Here is a 21,996-nt window from a genome sequence, read left to right as displayed (position 1 = left end):
TCAGTCGTTGTCGGGCTGGGCGGAGAGGATGCGGCCGTCGTAGCCGCTGATGCGCAGCTCGAAGCGCCGGCCGTCGGCGTCATAGGCCTCGGCCTCCCAGAGCGCGCCGTCGCGGTCCAGGTCGTGCACGCGGCGGTAGCCGGCGCGCTCCACGGCGGCGACGACCTCGTCGACGCCGATCAGCGGGCGCTGGGACAGGCGGTCGAAGACCTCGCCGGTGGCGGGATCGACGGCGACATCGTCCCAGCGGCCGTCGGCGCGTCGGACTTCGGCCTCCCACAGGCCGTCCTCGTATTCCAGTTCGCGGATCTCGCCGTAGCCGGCGGTCTTGAGGGCCTGGGTGGCCTGCTCCGGGCCGAAGCCGGTCTCGGCAGCGCCGGCGGTGCCGGCGAGCAGGATGGCCAGGGCCAGGGCAGCAAGGGTGGGGGAACGCATGATCGACTCCTTCGCGGGTGGCGCCGGAATGGCGCTGTGGCACGCACTATCCGCAGCCGCGCTAACCCCACCGTGACGCGGTTGTTAATGAACCCGTTAAGGGCTTGCGGCATGCTTGGCCGATGCGCAATGGCCTGCCCCTGCTGCTGATCGCCCTGCTGCTGCCGGGCTGCGCGCCCGACCCGGCGCCGGCCGGGCCGTCGGCGCCGGCGGCCGGGCACGGTGCCCAGCTGTCGCCGCGCGACCACGATCGCGTGCGCGAGGCCGTCGCCCGCGGCGAGTACGTGCCGCTGGCCGGCCTGATCGACGACGCCCTCAGCCGGCATCCCGGCGAGGTGCTGGAGGTCGAGCTGGAGAACCACGAATATGAGATCGAGATCCTGGGCGCCGACGGCGTGATCCTGGAGTTCGAGTACGACGCCCGCACCGGTGAGTTGCTGGAGATCGAAGTCGAGGACGACTGATGCGCGTGCTGCTGGCCGAGGACGATGCCGAACTGGCCAGCCGCCTGGCCGAGGCGCTGGGCGAGGCCGGTTTCGCGGTGGATCGCGCCGCCGATGGTCGCGATGCCGAGTTCCGCGGCCAGACCGAGGACTACGACGCGGTGGTGCTGGACCTGGGCCTGCCCGGCATGGACGGTCTGTCGGTGCTGGACACCTGGCGCGGCAATGGCCGGCGCATGCCGGTGCTGGTGCTGACCGCCCGCGGCCGCTGGCACGACAAGCTGGCCGGCTTCGACGCCGGCGCCGACGACTACCTGGTCAAGCCCTTCCCGATCGAGGAACTGGTGCTGCGCCTGCGCGCGCTGATCCGCCGCAGCACCGGCCACGTGCATCCGCTGATCGAGTGCGGCGCGCTGGTGCTGGACGACAACGCCAACCGCTTCACCCTCGCCGGCGAGCCGCTGGCGCTGACCGCGCAGGAGCAGCGCATCCTCGCCTACCTGATGCACCGCCAGGGTGCGGTGGTCAGCCGCGCCGAACTGGGCGAGCACGTCTACGAACAGGGTTACGACCCCGATTCCAACGCCCTGGACGTGCTGATCGGGCGGATCCGCCGCAAGATCGGCGCCGCCCGCATCGTCACCGAGCGCGGCAAGGGCTTCCGCCTGGAAGCGCTGCCGTGATCGACCGGCACTCGCTGCGCCTGCGCCTGCTGCTGGGAGGCCTGCTGGGCGTGGCGCTGGCGGCGCTGGTGGCGGCGCTGTGGCTGGGCGAGGCCTTCGCCGAGGCCAGCGAGCGCGCCTTCGACCGGCAGTTGCAGCAGGAGCTGGAAAGCCTGCTGGCCAGCGCCGAAGTGGACGAGGCCGGCCGCTTCGAGCTGCGCAGCGAGCCCGAGGACCAGCACTATGCCCAGCCCTTCTCCGGCCACTACTGGTGGGTGACGGTGGGCGATCGACGCTTCCGCTCGCGCTCGCTCTGGGATGGCGAGTTGGCGGCGCCATTGCCGGAGCGCGCCGGCCCGGCCCGCAGCCTGGACCTCACCGGCCCGCGCGGCGAACCGCTGCGCGCGCGCCTGCAGGCGGTGCGCTTCCCGCGCCTGGAGCAGCCGGCGGTGTTCCTGGTCGCCGCCGACCGCACCCAGCTGAGCGCCGATGCCACGCGTTTCCGCCGCGTGGCCGCCGTCACCGTGGCCATCGTCGCCGGCGGCCTGCTGCTGGTGCTGGTGTTGCTGGTGATGCTGGGCCTGCGGCCGCTGTCGCGCCTGGCCGAGGAGGTGACGCGGGTGCGCCGCGGCGAGATCGATCGCCTGGCGACGGGCGGCCTGCCTTCCGAAGTCGCGCCGCTGGCCGGCCATCTCAACGAGCTGCTTGAACACCACGACCGCACGGTCCGCCGCGCCCGCACCGCCGCCCAGGACCTGGCGCATGCGCTGAAGACGCCGCTGACCGTGCTCTCGCTGGAAGCCGAGCGCCCCGGCCCGCGCCTGCCCGAGGTGGTGCGCGAACAGGTGGCGCAGATGCGTGCCTCGGTGGACCGCCACCTCGGCCGCAGCGTCACCGTCGACCAGCGCGCGCGCACCGGGGTGGCGCCGGTGGTCGAGCGCCTGCTGGCGCTGATGGCGAAGGTGCATGGCGACCGAAATCTCCGCTTCGAAGGCGATGTGCCGGGCGGCCTGGTGTTCGCCGGCGGCCGTGAGGACCTGGAGGAGATGCTGGGCAACCTGCTGGACAACGCCGGCAAGTGGGCGCGGGCGCAGGTGAGGGTGGGCGCGGGACGGGAGGGTGAGCGCCTGTGGATCGAGGTAGCCGACGACGGCCCCGGCCTGCCCGCCGAGGCCAGCCCCGCCGACCTCGGCCGCGGCGTCCGCCTGGACCAGCGCACGCCCGGTTCCGGCCTCGGCCTTGCCATCGTCCAGGAAATCGCCGAGGGTTACGGCGGCCGGTTGCGGCTGGACAGCAGTCCCGCCGGCCTGCGCGCGCGGCTGGAACTGCCGGCTGGATGAGGGAGCGGGACGATGCTGAAAGCACTGATGCTGGTGGGCGTGGGCGGTGGCCTGGGCGCGATCGCCCGCTACGCCCTGGGCGGGCTGGTGCTGCATCTGAGCCTGCAGCAGCGCTTTCCCTGGAGCACCTTCGCGGTGAACGTGCTGGGCTGCTTCGTCGCCGGCCTGCTGGCCGGCCTGGTCGAACGCCAGCACGTGCTGGGGCCGGAGACGCGGCTGTTCCTGTTCACCGGCCTGCTCGGCGGCTTCACCACCTTCTCCGCCTTCGGCCTGGACGCGGTGGCGCTGCTGCGCCGGGGCGAGCTCCTGCTGGCCGGCCTGTACGCCGGCGGCAGCGTGCTGCTGGGCGTGGCGGCGCTGTGGGCGGGCATGCGCCTGCTCGGCGCCGGCGCCGGCCAGGGCTGAGGCAAAAGAAAACCCGCCACGCGGGCGGGTTTTCCGAAGATCGTGTTCGCCGGGAGGCTTACTTGATCTTGCCTTCCTTGTAGATCACGTGCTTGCGAACGACGGGATCGTACTTCTTGATCTCCATCTTGTTCGGCGTGGTCTTCTTGTTCTTGTCGGTGGTGTAGAAGTGGCCGGTGCCGGCCGAGGAGATCAGGCGGATCTTGTCGCGCTTGGATGCCATGGTTCAGTCCTCCTCAGATCTTCTCGCCGCGGGCACGCAGCTCGGCCAGGACGGCGTCGATGCCCCTCTTGTCGATGGTGCGAAGGGCGGCGGTGGAAACGCGCAGCTTCACCCAACGGTTCTCCGAGGCCACCCAGAAGCGGCGCTCATGCAGGTTGGGAAGAAAACGGCGGCGGGTCTTGTTGTTGGCGTGCGAGACGTTGTTACCGGTCCGCACGGCCTTGCCGGTGACTTGGCAAACTCGGCTCATGTTGCGACTCCTGGGTAAGGACTGGCCACCCATGGCCCGGATGGCTTCGGCCCCGCGCCCGCCGGCCGGGGCCGCGGACGCTGCGATGCGGGAGGTGTAGCGACGCTCCGCCAGGGCCTGGGGATCGCATTCCCGGGCCAGGGCCGATGGGGCGGATGCGGAGCGAGCCGCGCATTATGCCTTTCAGGTCCGGCACTTACAAGCAGGGACGGGCTCGGGCGCAGGCGGGCGCGGAGGCGCGCGGGCCGCGCCAGGGTAGAGCAAAACGTCACCGAATCAAGGCATTATGCCCGCGCCACAGTGCCAGGCGAGCGTCTCGGCTGGCGCCTGGCCAGCTCGTGCCGGTCCGCGCCGGGCCGGGTCAGCCGCCGCCGGCGTCGGAAGCGCCGGCGCTCGGCCGCCAGCCGTGGTGGCGGATGTCCAGCCACAGGCTGTAGGCAGCCGTGAAGGTGGGGAACAGGTTCTGCAGCACGCCCACCGAGTCCTGCTTGGCCGAGAACATGAAATAGCTCAGGGTCATGACGCTGCCCAGCAGGCTCATGTACCAGAACATCCGCGGGATCACCGGTTTGCGAGCCCGGCGGCTGGCGATGAACTGCACCAGCCAGCGGCCGCCGAACATCAGTGCGCCGGTGTAGCCGATCAGCTTCCAGGGTGTGATGTGCAGGCCGGTCCAGGCCAGCCAGAGGATTTCCTGATTCATGCCCTCACTCCAGTTCGCGCACGCTGGTCAGGCGGTTGCGTTTGATCAGCCAGGCCACGCCCATCAGGTCGCGAATGCCTACCAGGGCCCGGCCCAGGTTGTTGTACTTGGAGCGGCCGGCGGCTCGCGGGCGATGGTTCACCGGCACGCTGACGGTCTTCCAGCCGGCCCGCTGCATCAGCGCCGGCAGGTAGCGGTGCATGTGGTCGAACCAGGGCAGGTCCAGGTACGCGGCCCGCTCGAACAGTTTGATACCGCAGCCGGTATCCGGGGTGGCGTCACGCAGCAGCCGGGCGCGGATGCCGTTGGCGAGGCGAGAGGCCCAGCGCTTGCCGATGCTGTCCTGGCGATTGACGCGCCAGCCGGCATAGAGCTTCACCTCGGGCGGGCCGGCGTCGCGGGTGGCCAGCAGCCGCGGCAGATCGGCCGGATCGTTCTGGCCGTCCCCGTCCAGGGTGGCCACCCAGGTTGCGCGCGCGGCCTTGACCCCGGTGCGGATGGCCGCGCTCTGGCCGCTCTGGCGCAGGTGCTGCAGTACCCGCAGCTCCGGTGTGCGGGTCTTGGCGGCGCGCAGCTCGTCAACGCTGCCGTCGCTGCTGTGGTCGTCCACCACGATGATCTCGAAGGCGAGCCGACCGCGCAGCGCAGCGGCTATCTCGTCCACCAGGGCACCGATGTTGCCCTGTTCGTTGAAGGCGGGAACGACAACCGAGAGTTCGGGCGGGTACACGGCGTGCGAAGCCTTTCGGAGAGGTTGCGAAGGCGCGATTGTCGCGCCGCGCATATTAAGGAATTCTGTGCCGGCCTTACTCCGGCCGTGTGGGCTCAGTAGCGGTCCGGGCCGAAGTAGTCGCGGCACCAGTCCACCACCTCGGGCAGGCCGCGTTCGATGCCGGTGCGCGGAGCGAAGCCGAAGGCCGCCGCCGCCGCCGACGTGTCCGCCATGGTCTCGGGCATGTCTCCCGGCTGCATGGGTTCGTAGCGCTTGCGGGCCGGGCGGCCCGCGGCCTGTTCGATCACGGCGATGAAGCGTTCCAGCTCCACCGGCGTGTGGTTGCCCAGGTTGAACAGCCGGTGCGGCGCGCCGTCGCCATCCCCGGCGCTCGGCGGATGGTCCAGGGCGCCCAGTACGCCGGCGACGATGTCGCCGACATGGGTGAAGTCGCGGCGCATCCGGCCGTGGTTGTAGACGGCGATCTCGCGCCCGGCCAGCACCGCCCGGGCGAACAGCACCGGCGCCATGTCCGGCCGACCCCAGGCCCCGTAGACGGTGAAGAAGCGCAGGCCGGTGCAGGCCAGCCCGTACAGGTGGGCATAGCTCCAGGCCATGGCCTCGTTGGCCACCTTGGTGGCGGCGTAGAAGCTCAGCGGCCGGTCGATGCGCTGGTCCTCGCGGAAGGGCGGGATGGCGCGGCCGCCGTACACCGAGGACGAGGAGGCGTAGACCAGGTGCTCCACGCCGTGCCGTCGGCACAGCTCCAGCACGTGGGTGAAGCCGAGCAGGTTGGAGCGGGCGTAGGCGCGCGGATTCTGCAGCGAGTAGCGCACGCCGGCCTGGGCCGCCAGGTGCACCACCCGGGTCGGTCGTTCGCGCTCGAACAACGCCGCCAGGGCATCGTGGTCGGCCAGGTCGAGCTCGGCGATCGGTACCTGCGGACACAGCACCGCCACCCGGTCGCGCTTGATCGCCGGGTCGTAGTAGTCGTTGAAATCGTCCAGGCCGAGCACGCGCTCGCCGCGCGCGGCCAGGGCCCGGCAGGTATAGGCGCCGATGAAACCGGCGGCGCCGGTGACCAGCACCGTCATCTCAACGTTCGCCGCGCAGGCGCTCGAGGATGCCTTCCAGCGCCTCCAGGCCGTGGTAGCTGATCACCAGCTTGCCGCGACCGCCGCGGCCGTGCTGCACGGCGACCTTGGCGCTGAGCGTCTCCGACAGTTCGCGCTCGAGCGCGGCGATGTCGGCGTCCACCTTGCGCGCGGCCATCGTGCCCGGCTTGCGCGCCGGAATCCGGCCCTTGGCCAGCTGCTGGGCGCGCCGCTCGACCTCGCGCACGCTCCAGCCCTCGGCGGCGGCCTCGCGGGCCAGCGCCAGGGCCGCCTGCGGCGCCAGGGTCAGCAGTGCGCGGGCATGGCCCATCTCCAGTTGCTTGCTTTCCAGCAACTCGCGGATGCCGTCGGGCAGTTCCAGCAGGCGCAGCAGGTTGGACACCGCCGCGCGCGAGCGGCCCACGGCCTCGGCGGCCTGCTGGTGGGTCAGGTGGAACTCGTCTATCAGGCGTGCCAGCGCCTGGGCCTCCTCCAGCGGGTTGAGATCCTCGCGCTGGATGTTCTCGATCAGGGCCATGGCGATGACCGCGCGGTCGTCCACCTCGCGCAGCACCACCGGCACCTCGGTCAGGCCAGCCTGGCCGGCGGCGCGCCAGCGGCGTTCGCCGGCGATGATCTCGTAGCGGCTGCCGTCGCCGTCGCGGCCGATCTCGCGCACGACGATGGGCTGGATCAGGCCCTGGGCCTTGATGGACTCGGCCAGCTCGGCCAGCTTTTCCGGGTCCATGCCGGTGCGCGGCTGGTAACGGCCGGGCTGCAGGCGGTCGATCGGCAGCGTGTGCAGCCCGTCGCCGGCGCCGGCGGGTTCGGCGGCGGGAGCGGCGCCCCTGTTGCCGGTGCCCAGCAGGGCTTCCAGGCCGCGGCCCAGGCCGCGCTTCTTGCTGCTCATGCGGTCTCCTCAAGCACTTTTTTCTTTTCGCGCCGCACGATCTCGCCGGCCAGGCCCAGGTAGGCGATGCCGCCGCGGCTGGCGCGGTCATAGCCGAGGATGCTCTGGCCGTGGCTGGGCGCTTCGGCCAGGCGCACGTTGCGCGGGATGATCGAGCGAAACACCTTGTCGCCGAAGTGCCGGGTCAGCTCGCCGGACACGGCATTGGCCAGGTTGTTGCGCACGTCGAACATGGTGCGGACGATGCCTTCGATCTCCAGCGCCGGGTTCAGCCGCGCCTTCAGCGCCTCGATGGTGTCCACCAGGGCGCTCAGGCCCTCGAGGGCGAAGTATTCGCACTGCATCGGCACGATCACGCCGTCGGCGGCGGCCAGGGCATTGAGGGTCAATAGCGAGAGCGAGGGCGGGCAGTCCACGATCAGGTAGTCGTAGTGCTCGCGCAGCGGGGCCAAGGCCTCCTTCAGCCGCTGTTCGCGGCCGGCCTCGTCCATCAGGCGGATCTCGGCGGCGGTCAGGTCGATGTTGGCCGGCAGCAGGTCGTAGCCCTCCGGCGACTTCATGATCGCCGCCTCGGCCGGGCATTCGCGCAGAAGCACTTCGCAGCTGGAGCGCCCGATCTCGCGCTTGTCCACGCCCGATGCCATGGTCGCGTTGCCCTGCGGATCCATGTCCACCAACAAGACCCGGCGCGGTACCGCGGCCAGCGCGGCGGCCAGGTTGACGGCGGTGGTGGTCTTGCCGACTCCGCCCTTCTGGTTGGCGATGGCGATGATGCGGCCCATGCTCTCTCCTCGCGTCGGACGGGGGATTATGCCGGTTGCGGCGGCCGCCGGCCCACGATCACCAGATGCCGCTCGCCCGGCAGGCCGGGGACGGTCAGCGGTTCGATCGCCTCGACCCGCCAGTCCGGCGGCAGGGCGGCGATCTCGGCATCGGGGCGCTGGCCCTTCATCGCCAGCAGCCGGCCTTCGGGCGCCAGCAGGTGGCCGCCGACGGTCAGGATCCCGGCCAGGCTGTCCAGGGCGCGGGCGGTGATCTGCGGGTAGGCGCCGGGTTCCTCCACCGCCTCCGCCCGCGCTTCCAGCACCCGGGCATTGACCAGGCCCAGGCGGCGGACGGCCTCGCGCAGGAAGCGGGCCTTCTTGCCGTTGCTTTCGACCAGGCTGACCTCGAGCTCGGGCCGGGCCAGGGCCAGCGGGATGCCGGGCAGGCCCGGGCCGGTGCCCAGGTCGGCCAGCCGGCCCGGGCGCAGGAAGCGCCACATGGCCAGCGAGTCGAGCAGGTGCCGGGACAGCATTTCGCGCTCGTCGCGCACGGCGGTGAGGTTGTAAGTGCGGTTCCAGCGCGAGAGCAGGGCCAGATAGTCCAGCAGCCGCTGGGCCAGAGGCCGGGGCGGCAGGCCGAGGGCGATCAGGCCGGCTTCCAGTTCCGGAAGCAGGGGCGAGGACGGGATCATGCGTGGATTATGCGGGCTTTGCCTGCGGCTGGACCGGGCCGGAGGGCCGCTCCGCCGCCGGGCCGGGCTGCGGGTCGGGCCAGGCCTTGGTCGAGCCGGAGCGGCCGGGCTCCCGGCGAACGCCTTGCCGGGCTGTAGGACTTCCGCCCGGGGCGTCGGCGACTGCGGCGATGGCCGGCGAGGCCGGTTCAGGCGCCCTGCAGGCCCTGGACCGAGCAGCGGATGACCCGCAGGCCCAGCTTGCCGACCCGGCGGTTGAGCTCGGCCTTCAGGGCCTCGGCCAGGGGGCGGGTGGCGTCGGCCAGCGACTGGAGCGAGGCCAGGGCGTCGCGGGCCTGGTCGAGCACCAGGGCGTCCACCCGGTCCAGGGCCTCGCCGGCCTGGGCCGGATCGAGGATCTGGTAGTAGAGCTCGGCATGGGCACCGCTGTCGGCGGGCACGTCCAGGTGATGGCCGATCAGGCAGACCGGGCTGCCCAGCTGGTCCAGCCCCGGCACGGTCCAGTGCCAGCCCGGCCCCAGGGCCGCGACGAAGCGGCCGAAGCGGTGTTTGGTCACTACGGTGTTTTCCGGAACCCGGCGGAAGCCGGTGAGCCAGGCCAGGCCGGCCAGGGGCAGTGGGCGGGGCAGGAGGGGGCTCATTTTCCGCTTTCGGAACCGGGGGTTGAGAAGTGTTGCTGAAGTATAGTCTTGGAAACGTGACCGGTTTCACAATACGGACACGTGAAGCTTGACTCCGGAACCGAAAGCCCCTTCCGCCATGCCCACCGTCCTCGTCACCGGCGCGACCGGTTTTCTCGGCCAGCACCTGGTCCGCGAGCTGATCGCCGCCGGCCAGCAGGTGCGCGGCCTGTCGCGTTCGCCCGAGGGCGATGCCGTGCTGGCCCGCCTGGGCGCCGTGCCGGTGCGCGGCAGCCTGGGCGATGCCGGTTCGTTGCGGCGGGCGGTGGCCGGCTGCCAGGCGGTCTTCCACACGGCCGCCGACACCAACACCTGGGCGCCCGGCAATGCCGCCCAGACCGACACCAACGTCGGTGGCACCGTGCGCCTGCTGGCGGCGGCGCGCGAGGCCGGCGTGTCCGCCTTCCTGCACACTTCCAGTGTCTCGGCCTACTCGCACCTGGTGCACGAGACGCTGCGCGAGGACGTGCCGCAGCGCGGCGGCGATTCCTGGATCAACTACGAGCGCAGCAAGTACGAGGCCGAGCGGCGCGTGCGCGAATCCGGCCTGCGCTGGGTGGTGTTCCAGCCCTCGCACATCCTCGGCCCCGGCGACCGCCAAAACTGGTCGCGGCTGATCCGACTGGTGGACCAGAACAGGCTGCCGGGCGCGCCGCCGGGCGCGGGTGCCTTCGCCGACGTGCGGGAGATCGCCCGGGTGCAGGTGCGCGCCTGGCGCGAAGGCATGGATGGCGAAGTCTTCCTGCTGGGCGGCGAGCACGCCAGCTTCCTCGCGCTGATCGCCGAGATAGGCCGCCAGCTTGGCCGGCGCACGCCGAAACGCGCCACGCCGGCCTTGGTCCTGAAGGCCTGGGCGCGCGTGCTGGACATCGTTTCCCGCTTCACCGGCGAGGTGCCGGAGATCACCCCGGCCGCTGCCGCGTTCACCTGCCACCAGCTGCGGGTGGATTCGTCGAAGGCGGAGCGCATGCTGGGGTATCGCAGCACGCCCTTGCCGCAGTTGCTGGCCGACACCATCGCCTGGCTGCGCGCCGAAGGCCTGGTCTCGCCTCAGGACGCGGCGTCGAAATAGCGCGCCAGCACGTCCTCGGCCGAGACCGGTTTGGAAAACAGGTAGCCCTGGCCCTGCTGCAGGCCGAGCAGGCGCAGCTGGTGCCGTTGTTCCTCGGTTTCGATGCCTTCGGCGATCACTTCCAGGCCCAGCGAATCGGCCAGCAGCCGGATCGCCCGGACGATGGCGCTGGAACCGCCGCTTTCGCCGCTGCGCAGGCCGGTGACGAAGCTGCGGTCGATCTTCAGGCCGTGCAGCGGGAAGCGCTGCAGGTAGCTGAGCGAGGAATAGCCGGTGCCGAAATCGTCCAGCAGGGTCAGCACGCCGGCCTGGCGCAGGCGGCCCAGGCAGGCCTGCACCAGCTCCGGCTGGTCGAGCAGGGCGCCTTCGGTGACTTCGAGCCGGACGTTGGCCGGCTTCACCTCATGTCGCGACATCAGTTCGAGCAGGCGCTGGTCGAAGTCGGGCGCGCGCAGGTGCCGGGGCGATACGTTGAGCGTGGTGTAGGCCTGGCCACGGGTCAGGCGCGGGATGTCGCGGCAGACCCGCTCGTAGACCTGCCAGTCCATGTGCTCGAGGCTGCCGGTTTCCTCGGCGACGCCGATGAACTCGCCGGGCATGGCCAGGCCGCGTTCCGGATGGTGCCAGCGCATCAGCGCCTCGAAGCCGACCAGGTGGCCGTCGGCCAGGTCGAGGATGGGCTGGTAGTGCGGCACGAACTCCTGGCGCAGCAGGGCCCGGCGCAGGTCGCCTTCCATTTCCAGCAGCCGCAGCGCCGCCTTGTGCAGCTGTTCGTCGAACAGGGCGTAACGCTGGCGGCCGGCGCCCTTGGCCCGGTACATGGCCACGTCGGCGTCGCGCAGCAGTTCTTCCGGGCTACGGTAGCGGCCGTCCACGATGGCGATGCCGATGCTGGCCGAGGTGTACAGCTCCTTGCCGGCGATGCGCATCGGTTCGGCCAGGGCCTGGATGACCCGTTCGGCCACCGCCACCGCGTCCTCGGCGCTGTGGATGCGGTCGAGCACGATGGCGAACTCGTCGCCGCCCAGACGCGCCACCATGTCCGGATCACGCACGCAGCGGCCGATGCGCCGGGCGGCTTCCTTGAGCAGCTCGTCGCCGACCAGGTGGCCGACCGAGTCGTTCACCACCTTGAACCGGTCCAGGTCCAGGAACAGCACGGCGAACAGCTGCTGCGGATCGCCCCGGTAGCGGGCCAGGGCCATGCCCATGCGGCCCAGCAGGTGGCTGCGGTTGGGCAGGCCGGTCAGGGTGTCGTGCATGGCCTCGTGCTTGAGCTTGAGCTCCATGCGTTCGCGCACCGAGATCTGGTCGCGCAGCTCGCGGTTGGCGTCGGCCAGTTCGCTGGTGCGGGCGGCCACCCGCTGTTCCAGCTCGGCATAGGCTTCGCGCAGTGACTCGTGCGCCTGCCGCCGCTCCAGGGCCTGGGCGATGTGGAAGGAGACGAAGCTCAGCAGTTCCTGATCACGCTGGCTGTAGTAGTAGTCGGGCGTGTAACTCTGCACTGCGATCACCCCGACCACCTTGGCGCCGACCTGCAGCGGCACGCCCAGCCAGCACACCGAGGGCGCGCCCGAGCTCTGCACCCGGCCTTGGGCGACCAGCCGGCGGATGTCCTCGTCGGTGGCCAGCAGCGGCGCGCCGGTGGACAGCACGTACTCGGTCAGGCCCTTGGCCAGGCGGCGGCGCGGGCGCTTTTCGTCGCGCTCGTCCACCGAATAGGGGAAGTCCAGTTCCTGGCCGTCGGCGGTGAGCAGGGCGATGAAGAAGTTGCGCGCGTCCAGCAGGCCGCTGACGATGCCGTGCACCTCGGCGTAGAAGGCGTCCACGCTTTCGCTGCGGCTGGCCTGCTCGGCGATCCGGAACAGCGCTGCCTGCAGGCGTTCGCTGCGTTCGCGTTCGGCGATCTGCTCGCGCAGCTCGCGGGTGCGCTCGTCCACGCGGCGCTCCAGCTCCTCGTGGGCGTCGCGCCGGGCCAGGGCGGTCAGGATGTGCTGGGCCACGTAGCCGAGCAGGGCGCAATCGTCCTCGCTGTAGCGCCAGGCCGGGTCGTAGCTCTGCACTACCACGGCGCCGCGCACCACGCCCTCATCCACCATCGGTACGCCAAGCCAGTCCACGCTGTCCGGACCCAGGCTTTCGTCCCTGGGCACGTTCAGGCGGGCGCGCACCTGGTCGGAGGGGCCCATGACCGGCTTGCCGTGGCGGATCAGGGCCAGGGTCAGGCTGTTGGCCATCCGTTCGGCCGGGATTTCCTCCTCCGGGTCCGGCTCCACCGGATCCTGGCTGTCGGCGAAGTAGATGAAGCGCATCGTGTCGCTGTCGGGCGAGTAGCGCACGATGTAGAAGTTCTCGGCATACATCAGCCGGCCGACGATCTCGTGCAGGCCGCGCAGCACCGCGGCGGTGTCCTGGCCGGAACTGGCCAGGTCGGAGATCGCGAACAGGGCGCGCTGCAGGCGCTCGGCCCGGCCAAGCCGCTCCACGTCCACGCGCAGGCGCTGGATCTCGGCTTCCAGCTCGGCCAGCCCGCGTTCGCGCGGCCGCGCGTCGGGCATGGCCTGGCCGGACGTGAGCGATGACGATGGCATCGGTGCGGCTACCTCCCCTCCCCTCGGGGTCGCCCGAGTGTATCAGCCGACCCGGGCGATGCCGGCCAGGACCTCGGCGGTTGCGCCCAGGGCCACCATCCTGCCTGCACGCAGCACCGCGGTTCGCTCGGCCAGGGCGTACGCGGCCTCCAGATCGTGGGTGATGAACAACAGGGCCAGGCCGCGCTCGCGCTTGAGCCGGCCCAGCAGCGCCAGCACGCCCGCCCGGTGCTGCGCATCCAGGGCCGAGACGGCCTCGTCGCAGACCAGCAGGTCCGGATCGGTGGCCAGGGCGCGGGCGATCGCCACGCGCTGGCGCTGGCCGCCGCTGAGCCGGTGCGGGAACCGCTCGGCCAGCGCCGGGTCCAGGCCGACGGCGGCGAGCAGGTCCTCCGCCCGTGCCCTTCGCTTCGCCGCATCGGCCAGGCCGTGGATGCGCAAGGGCTCGGAAATGAGTTCGTGCACCCGCATGCGCGGATCCAGCGAGGCCGCCGGATCCTGGAAGACCACGCCGATGCGCCGGCGCAGGGCCCGCAGCCGCCGGCGATCGGCCGCCAGCAGATCCTCGCCGTCCAGCAGCACGCGGCCGCCGACGCCGCGCCGCAACAGCCGCAGCAGGGCGCGGCCCAGGCTGGACTTGCCGCTGCCGCTTTCCCCCAGCAGGGCCAGGCATTCGCCGCGGTGCAGGTCCAGGCTGATGCCGGCGACGGCCGGGGCGGGCGCACGCCGGTAACGCACCGAGACCGTCTCCAGCCGCAGCAGGTGCGGGCCTGGCGCCGGTTCCGGCGGAGAGGGCAGGCGCGAGGCGGCCAGCAGGCCGCGGGTGTAGTGGTGGGCCGGGTTCGCGAACACGGCGGCGGCATCGCCCTGCTCGACGCATTCGCCACGCTCGAGCACGGCCAGGCGCTGCGCGTGCCGGGCCACCAGGGGCAGGTCGTGGCTGACCAGCAGCAGGGCCAGGCCCTGCTCCTCGCGGAGGCGATTCAGCAAGGCCAGGGCCTCGCCGGCCAGGCGCGGGTCCAGGGCCGAGGTCGGTTCGTCGGCCAGCAGCAAGGCTGGATGCCCCGCCAGGGCCAGGGCGACCAGGACGCGCTGGCGCTGGCCGCCGCTGAGCTGGTGCGGCCAGCGCCGCGCCAGGGCCGCCGGTTGCGGAAGTTCCAGCCGATCGAGCAGGCCGACCGCGACGGCCCGGCTTTCGGCCCGGTGCAGGCCGCGGTGCAGGCGCAGGGCCTCGGCTAGCTGGTCGCCGACCCGGCGCAGCGGGTGCAGGCTGGCCAGCGGGTCCTGCGGGATCCAGGCGATGGCGCGGCCGCGCAGAGCCAGGTGTTCCGGCGAGCCCAGTGCCAGGCGTCGCTCCGGGCCGGCGCCCTCGGCCAGCGCCAGAACGCCGCGCATGTGCAGGCCGGCCGGCAGCAGGCCGAGCATGGCCAGCACGCTCAAGCTCTTGCCGCTGCCGCTTTCGCCCACCAGGCCCAGGCAGCGACCGGCTTCCAGGTCGAGGTCCAGCGGACCGAGCAGGCGCCGCCGGCCGGCAAAAACCTCCAGCCCGCGCAGGCGGAAGGCGCGTGGCGCGCTCATGCCGGCGCGCCGCGCACGTCCAGCCAATCGCGCAGGCCGTCGCCCAGGAACTGGAAGGCGGCCAATGTCGCGACCAGGAAGGCGGCGGGGAACAGCAGGGTCCAGGGCGCGGTGTCCAGCTCCTGGCTGCCCTCCGCCAGCAGGGTGCCCCAGCTCGCCGCCGGCTCGTCCAGGCCCAGGCCGAGAAAGCCCAGGAAACTTTCCACCAGGATGGCCTGGGGCAGGATCAGGCCCAGATAGACCAGGGCCAGCGGCAGCAGCTGCGGCAGCAGGTGCCAGCGCAGTACCTGGTCGAAGCGGGCGCCGGCGGCGCGCGCGGCCAGCACGAAGGGCGCCTCGCGCAACCGGGCGGCCTCGGCCCGGACCACCCGGGCCAGGTCGATCCAGACGTAGGCGCCGATGGCCGCCAGCAGCAGCCAGGCCGAGCGGCCGAACAGGGCCAGCAGCAGGATCACGATCAGCAGGAAGGGCAGGGCCGAGAGCACGTCCAGCACGCGCACCATGGCCCGCTCGAGCGCGCCGCCGGCGTAACCGGCCACCGCGCCCCAGGCCAGGCCCAGCAACAGCGCCATCACCGTTGCCAGCGCGCCCACCGTCAGCGATACGCGGCCGCCGGCCAGGGTGCGCGCCAGTACGTCGCGACCGATGGCGTCGGTGCCGAACCAGTGGCCCGATTGCAACGAGGGCGCTGCCGATGGGGTATCCCAGTGCGGCCGGTGCGGATCCGGCAGGTCCAGCAGCGGCGGCGCCAGCCAGCACAGCAGGGCCAGCAAGGCGAGCAGGGCCAGGCAGGCGCGCACCTGTCCGGGCAGGGAACGGTTGGTCGACATGCCGGCATCTTAGCCGTCGGCGCAGGCGTATCATGAGCGGCGTCAGGAAAATACGGAGCATCGGATGCCTTTCCCCCACACCCGCCTTCGCCGCATGCGCCGCGACGATTTCTCGCGCCGGCTGATGCGTGAGCACACCCTGACGGTGGATGACCTGATCCTGCCGGTGTTCGTGCACGAACCCGCCGGTCGCGAGGCCGTGCCCTCGATGCCGGGCGTGGAGCGGCTGTCCATCGACGAGCTGCTGAAGGTGGCCGGCCAGGCGGTGGAACTGGGCATCCCGGCCCTGGTGCTGTTCCCGGTGACGGCGCCGGAGGCCAAGTCGCTGGACGCGGCCGCCGCCTGGGATCCGGACGGCCTGGCGCAGCGGGCGATCCGCGCGCTCAAGCGCGAGTTTCCGCAGCTCGGCGTGATCACCGACGTCGCCCTCGATCCCTACACCAGCCACGGCCAGGACGGCCTGCTCGACGAGAGCGGCTACGTCGTCAACGACCAAACGCTCGACGCCCTGGTTCGGCAGGCCCTCTCGCATGCCGAGGCCGGCGCCGACGTGGTGGCGCCAAGCGACATGATGGACGGCCGCATCGGCCGCATCCGCGAGGCGCTGGAGCAGGCCGGCCACGTCAACACCCGCATTCTGGCCTACAGCGCCAAGTACGCCTCCAGCTTCTACGGCCCGTTCCGCGACGCCGTCGGCAGCGCCGGCGCCCTGGGCAAGGGCAACAAGTTCACCTACCAGATGGATCCCGGCAACGGCGACGAGGCCCTGCGCGAGGTCGCGCTCGACCTGGAGGAGGGCGCCGACATGGTGATGGTCAAGCCGGGCATGCCCTACCTGGACGTGGTGCGGCGGGTGAAGGAGCGCTTCGGCGTGCCCACCTATGCCTACCAGGTCAGCGGCGAGTACGCGATGCTGAAGGCGGCCGCGCAGCACGGCTGGCTGGACGAGCGCGCCTGCGTGCTGGAGGCGCTGCTGGGCTTCAAGCGCGCCGGCTGCGACGGCGTGCTCACCTATTTCGCGCTGGATGTCGCGCGCTGGCTCAAGGAGGGATGACATGTCGCACCGCTATGCCGTGTTCGGCCACCCCGTGGCGCACTCGCTGTCGCCGCGCATCCATGCCGCCTTCGCCGCGCAGTTCGGCATGGCGCTGGAATTCGTCGCCATGGACGCGCCGCCCGACCAGTTCGGGCAGGTGCTGGCGCGCTTCGCCGCCACCGGCGGTCGTGGCGCCAGTGTCACGCTGCCGTTGAAGGAACTGGCCCTGGACCTGTGCGCCGAAGTCAGCGCCCGCGCCCGCCGGGCTGGCGCGGTGAACACTTTGCTGCGGCACGGCGATGCCTGGCAGGGCGACAACACCGACGGCATCGGCCTGGTGCACGACCTGGCCGAACGCCGCCGTCTGGACCTGCGCGGCCGCCGGGTGTTGCTGCTGGGCGCCGGCGGCGCCGCCCGCGGTGTGGCGCCGGCCCTGCTGGATGCCGGCGTCGGCGAGCTGTGGATCGTCAACCGTACGCCGGAGAAGGCCGATACCCTGGCCGACGCCCTGGGCGAGCCGGGCCGGGTGCACACCCGCTACTGGAGCGACCTGGCTCAGCTGGGCGGTTTCGACATGCTGGTCAACGCCACCTCGGCCGGTCGCGGCGGCGGCGGCCTGGACCTGCCCTTCTCATTGGCCGGCAACCGGGCCCTGGCGGTGGACCTGAACTACGGCGAGGCGGCGGTATCCTTCCTGGCCTGGGCCGGCGCCGCCGGCATCCAGCACCGTTTCGATGGCCTGGGCATGCTGGTCGAGCAGGCGGCCGAAGCCTTCGCCCTCTGGCACGGCAAGCGGCCGGACACCGACGAGGTCTACGAAGCGCTGTCCAGCCGCGCCGACGCGCTGCAGACGGCCGATTGAGGCGCCTACTCGCGGTCCGGGCCGATCCGCAGGTCCTTCACGCTGCTGCGCACGATCCGGAGGGTGAAGCGCGGGTGGTACCAGCGCCGCTTCACCAGCACGTCCTCGCCGTCGTCGCGTTCGACCCGCCAGCCGGACGGCAGCGCGCGGTCGAGTGCGCGCCGGACCTTGGACGCGACCCGGTTTTCACCGTCGTTGCCCTCGATCGGTACCGTCACCTCGAAGCGGGCGCCGGCGCGGTCGCGCACTTCCAGGACGATTTCGCCGGCCGATTCGGCGGCGCCGCTGAACTGCAGCCGCCACTTGTTCGACCAGGCGACGTCGTCGGCCGCGGCCAGGGCCGGGGCCAGGAGCAGGCAGCACAGCAGGAGCAGGCGGCGGGCGCTCACAGGTAATCGTCCTTCAGGCGCACGTAGTGTCTGGCCGAGTAGTAGAGCTGCTCGACCTCGCGGTCGGAGAGCGTGCGCACCGGTCTGGCCGGATTGCCCAGCCAGAGCTCGCGGCCGCGCACCGTCTTGCCCGGCGCCACCACCGCGCCGGCGCCGACGAAGCCGTGGTCCTCGACCACCGCGCCGTCCAGCACTGTCGCGCCCATGCCGATCAGCGCCGCGTTGCCGATGGTGCAGGCGTGGACGATGGCGCCGTGGCCGATGGTGACGTCGTCGCCGATGATCGTCGGCCAACCGCCAGGCCGCGTGTAGGGGCCTTCGTGGGTGACGTGGACGATGCTGCCGTCCTGGATGTTGGTGCGGGCGCCGATGCGGATGTGGTTGACGTCGCCACGGATGACGCAGCCGGGCCAGATCGAGCTGTCCTCGCCGATATGCACGTCGCCGATGACGGTGGCGGCGGGGTCCACGTAGGCCCGGGCGCCGAGGGTGGGCAGGATGCCCTTGTAGGGACGCAGGTTCATGCCGGCATTGTAGCGGCCGGCCCGGCGCGGCCGGCGGCCGGGCGTGGACCGGCCGGCAAGGGCGTGCGGGATGAGGCGGCGCCGTCCGGCCCCGGCCGCACTGGCCCCGCGGCCTCATGGGCCCCGCGGCCGCGCGGGCCCGCAGGCCTCCAGCCGGTGCGGCGCTCAGGGCTTAAGATGCCGGCATGGACACGCCCACCCCCCTCGACCTGGACCTCGGCCGGATGCTGGAGCGCCTGCGCCAGGCGCATCGGCGCAAGCGGCCGGATTACGCCCAGCGCATGGACGACCTGGCCCGCCTGGCCGAGGCCGTGAAGCGCCATGCCGACGAGCTGGTGCGGGCGGTTTCGGGCGATTTCGGCCGGCGTTCCCGCCATGTCACCCAGTCGGCCGACCTGATGACCACCCTGGGCGAGATCCGCCACCTGCGCAAGCACCTGCGCCGCTGGATGCGGCCGCGCCGGGCGCCGGTGAACGCCGCCTTCCTGCCGGCCCGGGCCGAACTGCTGCCGCAGCCCTTGGGCGTGGTCGGCATCATGGCGCCCTGGAACTACCCGATCCAGTTGCTGCTGATTCCGCTGGCCGATGCCATCGCCGCCGGCAACCACGTCATGGCCAAACCCTCGGAATTCGCCCCGCGCACGGCCGCAGTGCTGGCCAAGGTGGTCAGCGAGAGCTTCCCGCCCGACCGTGTGGTCCTGGTGCAGGGCGATGCCGAGCTCGGCGCCGCCTTCAGTCGGCTGCCCTTCGATCACCTGCTGTTCACCGGCTCGACCGCGGTCGGCCGCAAGGTGATGGCGGCGGCCGCGCCCAACCTGACGCCGGTGACCCTGGAGCTGGGCGGCAAGTCGCCGGCCCTGATCGCGCCGGGTTACGACCTGCGCCACGCCGCCGCCCGCATTGCCGTGGGCAAGTGCTTCAATGCCGGCCAGACCTGCGTGGCGCCCGACTACGTGCTGGTGCCGCGGGCACAGCGGGACGAGCTGGCCCGGCTGCTGCTGGCCGAGTTGCGCCGGCTCTACCCCAGCCTCGCCACCAACCCCGATTACACCGCCATCGTCAATGCCCGCCAGGCGGCGCGCCTGCGCGACATGCTGGACGAGGCGCGCGAGCGCGGCGTCACGGTGATGCAGCACCGGCCCGACCAGGAGCCGCCGCCGCCCGGCATCGAGCTGATTCCGCCGACCCTGCTGCTGGACCCGCCCGACGAGCTGCGGGTGATGCGCGAGGAGATCTTCGGTCCGCTGCTGCCGCTGAAGAGCTACGACAGCCACGATGAGGCCATCGCCTACATCCTCGAACGCGACCGGCCGCTGGCCTTCTACCCCTTCGACCGCGACCGGCGTCGGCTGCGGCGCAGCCTGGAAGCGGTGGTGGCCGGCAGCGTCTGCGTCAACGACACCCTGGTGCAGTTCGGCCAGGACGAACTGCCGGTCGGCGGCGTCGGCGCCAGCGGCATGGGCCGCTACCATGGCGAAGCCGGCTTCCTGGCCTTCAGCCACCTGCAGCCGGTGATGCATCAGCCGCGCCTGAACGCCGTCGGCCTGTTCGACCCGCCCTACGGCCGCGTCGCCGACGCCCTGCTGCGGCTGCTGGCGCGCTGAGCGGGCCGCAGCAGCCCGCCGGCCGCCGTGAACCCGGACGCCCCTCCCTTCCCGTTGAAGCGACGGCCGCGCGCCGCCATCTGAACACCATGGACCTGACCAACCCCTTGCTCGACCAGGGCGAACTGCCCGCCTTTTCCGCCATCCGCCCCCAGCACGTGAATCCGGCCCTGGACCGGGTGCTGGCCGACTATCGCGCCGACGTCGAACGCCTGGTGGCCGACCCGCAAGCCCGCGACTTCTCCCGCCTGCTGGCCCCGCTGGAGCACTGGGAGGAGCGCTTGGGCCGGGTGTTCTCGCCGGTGTCGCACCTGCACGGCGTCAAGGATTCGCCCGAGCTGCGCGAGGCCTACGCCGCCGCCATCGAAAAGCTGACCGAACACGCCACCGAACTGGGCCAGCACCGCGGCCTGTACGAGGCGGTGAAGGCCCTGCGCGAATCACCGGATTTCGAGAATCTGGACCGCGCCCGTCGTACCCTGGTGGAGGACAGCCTGCGCGGCTTCCGGCTCAGCGGCGTCGCCCTGCAGGAGCCGGCGCGCTCGCGCTTCAAGGCCATCCAGGCCGAGCTGAGCAAGCTGGAAACCGGTTTCGAGGAGGCCGTGCTCGACGCCACCGATGCCTGGACCCGGCCGCTGGAGGAGGCCGAACTGGCCGGCCTGCCGGAGTCGGCCCGCAGGATGCTGCGTGGCCAGGCCAGGGACAAGGGCCGGGACGGCTGGCTGGCCACCCTCAAGGGCCCGGTGGTGCAGGCGCTGCTGACGTATGCCGACACGCGCGCCCTGCGCGAGGAAGTCTACCGGGCCTACAACACCCGCGCTTCCGACCAGGGCCCGCACGCGGGGCAGTTCGACAACGGCGAGCGCATCGCCCGCATTCTGGCGCTGCGGCACGAGGCGGCGCGGTTGCTGGGTTTCCCCAGCAAGGCGCATTTGTCGCTGGCCGACAAGATGGCCGGCACGCCCGAGCGCGTGCTCGGTTTCCTGCGCGAGCTGGTTGCGAAGGCCAGGCCGGTGGCCGAGCGTGAGCTGGCCGAGCTGCGCGAGTTCGCCCGAGCCGAGCTGGGCCTGGACGATCTGCAGCCCTGGGATGTGTCCTGGGCCTCGGAGAAGCTGCGCCAGCGCCGTTTCGACTTCAGCGAGGAGCAGCTCAAGCCGTGGTTTCCCCTGCCGGAGGTGATGCGCGGCCTGTTCACCGTCGCCGAGCGCGTGTTCGGCGTGCGCCTGGTCGAGCGCAGCGGGGTGGATACCTGGCATCCGGATGTGCATTACTTCGACGTGCTGGACGCCGACGGCACCGTGCGCGCCGGCGTCTACCTGGACCACTACGCCCGTACCGGCAAGCGCGGCGGCGCCTGGATGGACGTCTGCCGCTCGCGCCTGCGCGACGGCGAGGCCGAGTACCGGCCGGTGGCCTATCTGACCTGCAACTTCCCGCCGCCGGCGGAGGGCAAGCCCAGCCTGCTCACGCATGACGACGTGGTGACCCTGTTCCACGAGTTCGGCCACGGCCTGCACCACCTGCTGACCGAGGTGGACTGGCCCAGCGTCGGCGGCATCAGCGGCGTGGAGTGGGACGCGGTCGAGCTGCCCAGCCAGTTCATGGAGAACTTCGCCTGGAAACGCGAGGCCCTGGACCTGTTCGCGAAGCACTGGCAGACCGGCGAACGGCTGCCCGATGATCTGTACGCGAAGATGCTGGCGGCACGGCACTTCCATGCCGGACTGTTTCTGGTGCGGCAGCTGGAGTTCGCCCTCTACGACTTCCGCCTGCACCTGGAATACGACCCGGCCCGCGGCCCGCGCACCCTGGAACTGCTGGAAGAGGTGCGCGACGAGGTGGCGGTGGTGCGGCCGCCGGCCTGGCACCGGTTCCCGCACGCTTTCACCCACATCTTCGCCGGCGGCTACGCGGCCGGCTACTACAGCTACCTTTGGGCCGAGGTGCTGAGCGCCGACGCCTTCGCGGCCTTCGAGGAGGCCGGCATCTTCGACCGCGCCACCGGCGAGCGTTACCGGCGCGAGATCCTCGCTGTCGGCGGCTCGCGGCCGGCGCTGGAAAGCTTCGTCGCCTTCCGCGGACGCGAACCCGAGCCCGAGGCCTTGCTGCGGAGTTACGGGTTGGCGGCCTAGGGCTCTGGCGTGGATGAAGGTGCCGGGTTCATCCGCGTCGAAGGGGCTGGCCCCGGGCCGGGAGG

Annotated in this window: 24 protein-coding genes; 9 read left to right on the top strand and 15 right to left on the bottom strand. The window is 71.7% G+C overall.

Annotated elements, in window-relative coordinates; all coding sequences use genetic code 11:
* Window positions 1-435: a PepSY domain-containing protein gene (locus F0415_RS08370; RefSeq protein WP_149860761.1), complete on the bottom strand. Its 435-nt coding sequence runs from the start codon at window positions 433-435 to the stop codon at window positions 1-3.
* Window positions 436-557: 122 nt separating this feature from the next.
* Between F0415_RS08370 and F0415_RS08365 the strand changes: the two genes are divergently transcribed.
* From F0415_RS08365 to crcB, 4 genes are read left to right on the top strand one after another with little or no spacing between them, the layout of a single operon-like run.
* Window positions 558-899, top strand: a complete 342-nt coding sequence (locus tag F0415_RS08365) for a PepSY domain-containing protein (RefSeq protein WP_149860760.1) — start codon at window positions 558-560, stop codon at window positions 897-899.
* On the top strand, window positions 899-1,561 hold the full coding sequence (locus tag F0415_RS08360; protein ID WP_149860759.1) for a response regulator transcription factor: 663 nt from the start codon (window positions 899-901) through the stop codon (window positions 1,559-1,561). Before F0415_RS08365 ends, F0415_RS08360 begins: the two co-directional genes overlap by 1 nt.
* Complete coding sequence (locus F0415_RS08355; RefSeq protein WP_149860758.1) at window positions 1,558-2,880, top strand: sensor histidine kinase; 1,323 nt, start codon at window positions 1,558-1,560, stop codon at window positions 2,878-2,880. The genes F0415_RS08360 and F0415_RS08355 overlap by 4 nt, the downstream gene beginning before the upstream one ends.
* Window positions 2,881-2,892: 12 nt before the next feature.
* On the top strand, window positions 2,893-3,285 hold the full coding sequence (crcB, locus tag F0415_RS08350) for a fluoride efflux transporter CrcB (protein WP_149860757.1): 393 nt from the start codon (window positions 2,893-2,895) through the stop codon (window positions 3,283-3,285).
* Window positions 3,286-3,343: 58 nt separating this feature from the next.
* On the opposite strand, the gene rpmG is transcribed toward crcB, so the two are convergent.
* From rpmG to F0415_RS08305, 9 genes are all read right to left on the bottom strand, one after another.
* Complete coding sequence (rpmG, locus tag F0415_RS08345) at window positions 3,344-3,508, bottom strand: 50S ribosomal protein L33 (RefSeq protein ID WP_149860756.1); 165 nt, start codon at window positions 3,506-3,508, stop codon at window positions 3,344-3,346.
* Between the two features lie 13 nt (window positions 3,509-3,521).
* Complete coding sequence (rpmB, locus tag F0415_RS08340; RefSeq protein WP_149860755.1) at window positions 3,522-3,758, bottom strand: 50S ribosomal protein L28; 237 nt, start codon at window positions 3,756-3,758, stop codon at window positions 3,522-3,524.
* A gap of 361 nt (window positions 3,759-4,119) precedes the next feature.
* Window positions 4,120-4,461: a lipid-A-disaccharide synthase N-terminal domain-containing protein gene (locus F0415_RS08335; RefSeq protein WP_149860754.1), complete on the bottom strand. Its 342-nt coding sequence runs from the start codon at window positions 4,459-4,461 to the stop codon at window positions 4,120-4,122.
* A gap of 4 nt (window positions 4,462-4,465) precedes the next feature.
* On the bottom strand, window positions 4,466-5,245 hold the full coding sequence (locus tag F0415_RS08330; RefSeq protein WP_149860753.1) for a glycosyltransferase family 2 protein: 780 nt from the start codon (window positions 5,243-5,245) through the stop codon (window positions 4,466-4,468).
* A 41-nt stretch (window positions 5,246-5,286) separates the two neighbouring features.
* Entirely contained in the window at window positions 5,287-6,267 is a 981-nt protein-coding gene (locus tag F0415_RS08325; RefSeq protein ID WP_149860752.1) for an NAD-dependent epimerase/dehydratase family protein, read from the bottom strand.
* 1 nt (window position 6,268) lies between these two features.
* Complete coding sequence (locus F0415_RS08320; RefSeq protein ID WP_149860751.1) at window positions 6,269-7,177, bottom strand: ParB/RepB/Spo0J family partition protein; 909 nt, start codon at window positions 7,175-7,177, stop codon at window positions 6,269-6,271.
* Entirely contained in the window at window positions 7,174-7,959 is a 786-nt protein-coding gene (locus tag F0415_RS08315; RefSeq protein ID WP_149860750.1) for a ParA family protein, read from the bottom strand. Before F0415_RS08315 ends, F0415_RS08320 begins: the two co-directional genes overlap by 4 nt.
* A 26-nt stretch (window positions 7,960-7,985) precedes the next feature.
* On the bottom strand, window positions 7,986-8,633 hold the full coding sequence (gene rsmG, locus F0415_RS08310) for a 16S rRNA (guanine(527)-N(7))-methyltransferase RsmG (RefSeq protein WP_149860749.1): 648 nt from the start codon (window positions 8,631-8,633) through the stop codon (window positions 7,986-7,988).
* A gap of 188 nt (window positions 8,634-8,821) precedes the next feature.
* The gene (locus F0415_RS08305) at window positions 8,822-9,274 is read right to left on the bottom strand and encodes an SPFH domain-containing protein (protein ID WP_149860748.1); all 453 of its coding nucleotides are present in this window, start codon (window positions 9,272-9,274) and stop codon (window positions 8,822-8,824) included.
* Window positions 9,275-9,392: 118 nt separating this feature from the next.
* Here F0415_RS08305 and F0415_RS08300 point away from each other — a divergent pair, with 118 nt between their 5' ends.
* The gene (locus F0415_RS08300) at window positions 9,393-10,385 is read left to right on the top strand and encodes an NAD-dependent epimerase/dehydratase family protein (RefSeq protein ID WP_149860747.1); all 993 of its coding nucleotides are present in this window, start codon (window positions 9,393-9,395) and stop codon (window positions 10,383-10,385) included.
* Here the strand turns inward: F0415_RS08300 and F0415_RS08295 are convergent.
* The 3 genes from F0415_RS08295 to F0415_RS08285 are packed head-to-tail and all read right to left on the bottom strand — an operon-like array spanning window position 10,364 to window position 15,384.
* Window positions 10,364-12,976, bottom strand: coding sequence for a bifunctional diguanylate cyclase/phosphodiesterase (locus tag F0415_RS08295; protein ID WP_149860746.1), 2,613 nt, complete (start codon window positions 12,974-12,976; stop codon window positions 10,364-10,366). The genes F0415_RS08300 and F0415_RS08295 overlap by 22 nt on opposite strands.
* Before the next feature lie 42 nt (window positions 12,977-13,018).
* Window positions 13,019-14,554, bottom strand: coding sequence for an ATP-binding cassette domain-containing protein (locus F0415_RS08290; protein WP_149860745.1), 1,536 nt, complete (start codon window positions 14,552-14,554; stop codon window positions 13,019-13,021).
* Window positions 14,551-15,384, bottom strand: a complete 834-nt coding sequence (locus tag F0415_RS08285) for an ABC transporter permease (RefSeq protein ID WP_149860744.1) — start codon at window positions 15,382-15,384, stop codon at window positions 14,551-14,553. The genes F0415_RS08290 and F0415_RS08285 overlap by 4 nt, the downstream gene beginning before the upstream one ends.
* Window positions 15,385-15,448: 64 nt before the next feature.
* On the opposite strand from F0415_RS08285, the gene hemB reads away from it, so the two are divergent.
* Window positions 15,449-16,438, top strand: coding sequence for a porphobilinogen synthase (gene hemB / locus F0415_RS08280; RefSeq protein WP_149860743.1), 990 nt, complete (start codon window positions 15,449-15,451; stop codon window positions 16,436-16,438).
* Window position 16,439: 1 nt separating this feature from the next.
* Window positions 16,440-17,282: a shikimate dehydrogenase gene (aroE, locus tag F0415_RS08275; protein ID WP_149860742.1), complete on the top strand. Its 843-nt coding sequence runs from the start codon at window positions 16,440-16,442 to the stop codon at window positions 17,280-17,282.
* A 5-nt stretch (window positions 17,283-17,287) separates the two neighbouring features.
* On the opposite strand, the gene F0415_RS08270 is transcribed toward aroE, so the two are convergent.
* Window positions 17,288-17,671 (bottom strand): hypothetical protein, encoded by a 384-nt coding sequence (locus tag F0415_RS08270; RefSeq protein ID WP_149860741.1) that lies wholly within the window; start codon window positions 17,669-17,671, stop codon window positions 17,288-17,290.
* Window positions 17,668-18,195 carry a gamma carbonic anhydrase family protein gene (locus F0415_RS08265; protein WP_149860740.1) on the bottom strand — a complete coding sequence of 176 codons (528 nt, stop codon included), beginning with the start codon at window positions 18,193-18,195 and terminating at the stop codon, window positions 17,668-17,670. Before F0415_RS08265 ends, F0415_RS08270 begins: the two co-directional genes overlap by 4 nt.
* 185 nt (window positions 18,196-18,380) lie before the next feature.
* Here F0415_RS08265 and F0415_RS08260 point away from each other — a divergent pair, with 185 nt between their 5' ends.
* A complete protein-coding gene (locus tag F0415_RS08260) occupies window positions 18,381-19,799 on the top strand; it encodes a coniferyl aldehyde dehydrogenase (RefSeq protein WP_149860739.1) in 1,419 nt (472 codons plus the stop codon).
* Between the two features lie 89 nt (window positions 19,800-19,888).
* The gene (locus tag F0415_RS08255; RefSeq protein WP_149860738.1) at window positions 19,889-21,931 is read left to right on the top strand and encodes a M3 family metallopeptidase; all 2,043 of its coding nucleotides are present in this window, start codon (window positions 19,889-19,891) and stop codon (window positions 21,929-21,931) included.
* Window positions 21,932-21,996: the final 65 nt, after the last annotated feature.

Source organism: Arenimonas fontis (assembly GCF_008386465.1).
Taxonomy (GTDB): Bacteria; Pseudomonadota; Gammaproteobacteria; order Xanthomonadales; family Xanthomonadaceae; genus Arenimonas; species Arenimonas fontis.
Note: the sequence above shows the minus strand (reverse complement) of the source record. Positions and strands in the feature narration are given on the sequence as shown.

Coding starts and splice junctions, on each gene's coding strand:
- F0415_RS08325 (WP_149860752.1), bottom strand. CDS start 6,267: ATGACGGTGCTGGTCACCGGCGCCGCCGGTTTCATCGGCGCCTATACC.
- rpmB (WP_149860755.1), bottom strand. CDS start 3,758: ATGAGCCGAGTTTGCCAAGTCACCGGCAAGGCCGTGCGGACCGGTAAC.
- rpmG (WP_149860756.1), bottom strand. CDS start 3,508: ATGGCATCCAAGCGCGACAAGATCCGCCTGATCTCCTCGGCCGGCACC.
- F0415_RS08330 (WP_149860753.1), bottom strand. CDS start 5,245: ATGCGCGGCGCGACAATCGCGCCTTCGCAACCTCTCCGAAAGGCTTCG.
- F0415_RS08265 (WP_149860740.1), bottom strand. CDS start 18,195: ATGAACCTGCGTCCCTACAAGGGCATCCTGCCCACCCTCGGCGCCCGG.
- F0415_RS08295 (WP_149860746.1), bottom strand. CDS start 12,976: ATGCCATCGTCATCGCTCACGTCCGGCCAGGCCATGCCCGACGCGCGG.
- F0415_RS08260 (WP_149860739.1), top strand. CDS start 18,381: ATGGACACGCCCACCCCCCTCGACCTGGACCTCGGCCGGATGCTGGAG.
- aroE (WP_149860742.1), top strand. CDS start 16,440: ATGTCGCACCGCTATGCCGTGTTCGGCCACCCCGTGGCGCACTCGCTG.
- F0415_RS08320 (WP_149860751.1), bottom strand. CDS start 7,177: ATGAGCAGCAAGAAGCGCGGCCTGGGCCGCGGCCTGGAAGCCCTGCTG.
- F0415_RS08290 (WP_149860745.1), bottom strand. CDS start 14,554: ATGAGCGCGCCACGCGCCTTCCGCCTGCGCGGGCTGGAGGTTTTTGCC.
- crcB (WP_149860757.1), top strand. CDS start 2,893: ATGCTGAAAGCACTGATGCTGGTGGGCGTGGGCGGTGGCCTGGGCGCG.
- rsmG (WP_149860749.1), bottom strand. CDS start 8,633: ATGATCCCGTCCTCGCCCCTGCTTCCGGAACTGGAAGCCGGCCTGATC.
- F0415_RS08285 (WP_149860744.1), bottom strand. CDS start 15,384: ATGTCGACCAACCGTTCCCTGCCCGGACAGGTGCGCGCCTGCCTGGCC.
- F0415_RS08315 (WP_149860750.1), bottom strand. CDS start 7,959: ATGGGCCGCATCATCGCCATCGCCAACCAGAAGGGCGGAGTCGGCAAG.
- F0415_RS08365 (WP_149860760.1), top strand. CDS start 558: ATGCGCAATGGCCTGCCCCTGCTGCTGATCGCCCTGCTGCTGCCGGGC.
- F0415_RS08305 (WP_149860748.1), bottom strand. CDS start 9,274: ATGAGCCCCCTCCTGCCCCGCCCACTGCCCCTGGCCGGCCTGGCCTGG.
- F0415_RS08370 (WP_149860761.1), bottom strand. CDS start 435: ATGCGTTCCCCCACCCTTGCTGCCCTGGCCCTGGCCATCCTGCTCGCC.
- F0415_RS08300 (WP_149860747.1), top strand. CDS start 9,393: ATGCCCACCGTCCTCGTCACCGGCGCGACCGGTTTTCTCGGCCAGCAC.
- hemB (WP_149860743.1), top strand. CDS start 15,449: ATGCCTTTCCCCCACACCCGCCTTCGCCGCATGCGCCGCGACGATTTC.
- F0415_RS08255 (WP_149860738.1), top strand. CDS start 19,889: ATGGACCTGACCAACCCCTTGCTCGACCAGGGCGAACTGCCCGCCTTT.
- F0415_RS08360 (WP_149860759.1), top strand. CDS start 899: ATGCGCGTGCTGCTGGCCGAGGACGATGCCGAACTGGCCAGCCGCCTG.
- F0415_RS08335 (WP_149860754.1), bottom strand. CDS start 4,461: ATGAATCAGGAAATCCTCTGGCTGGCCTGGACCGGCCTGCACATCACA.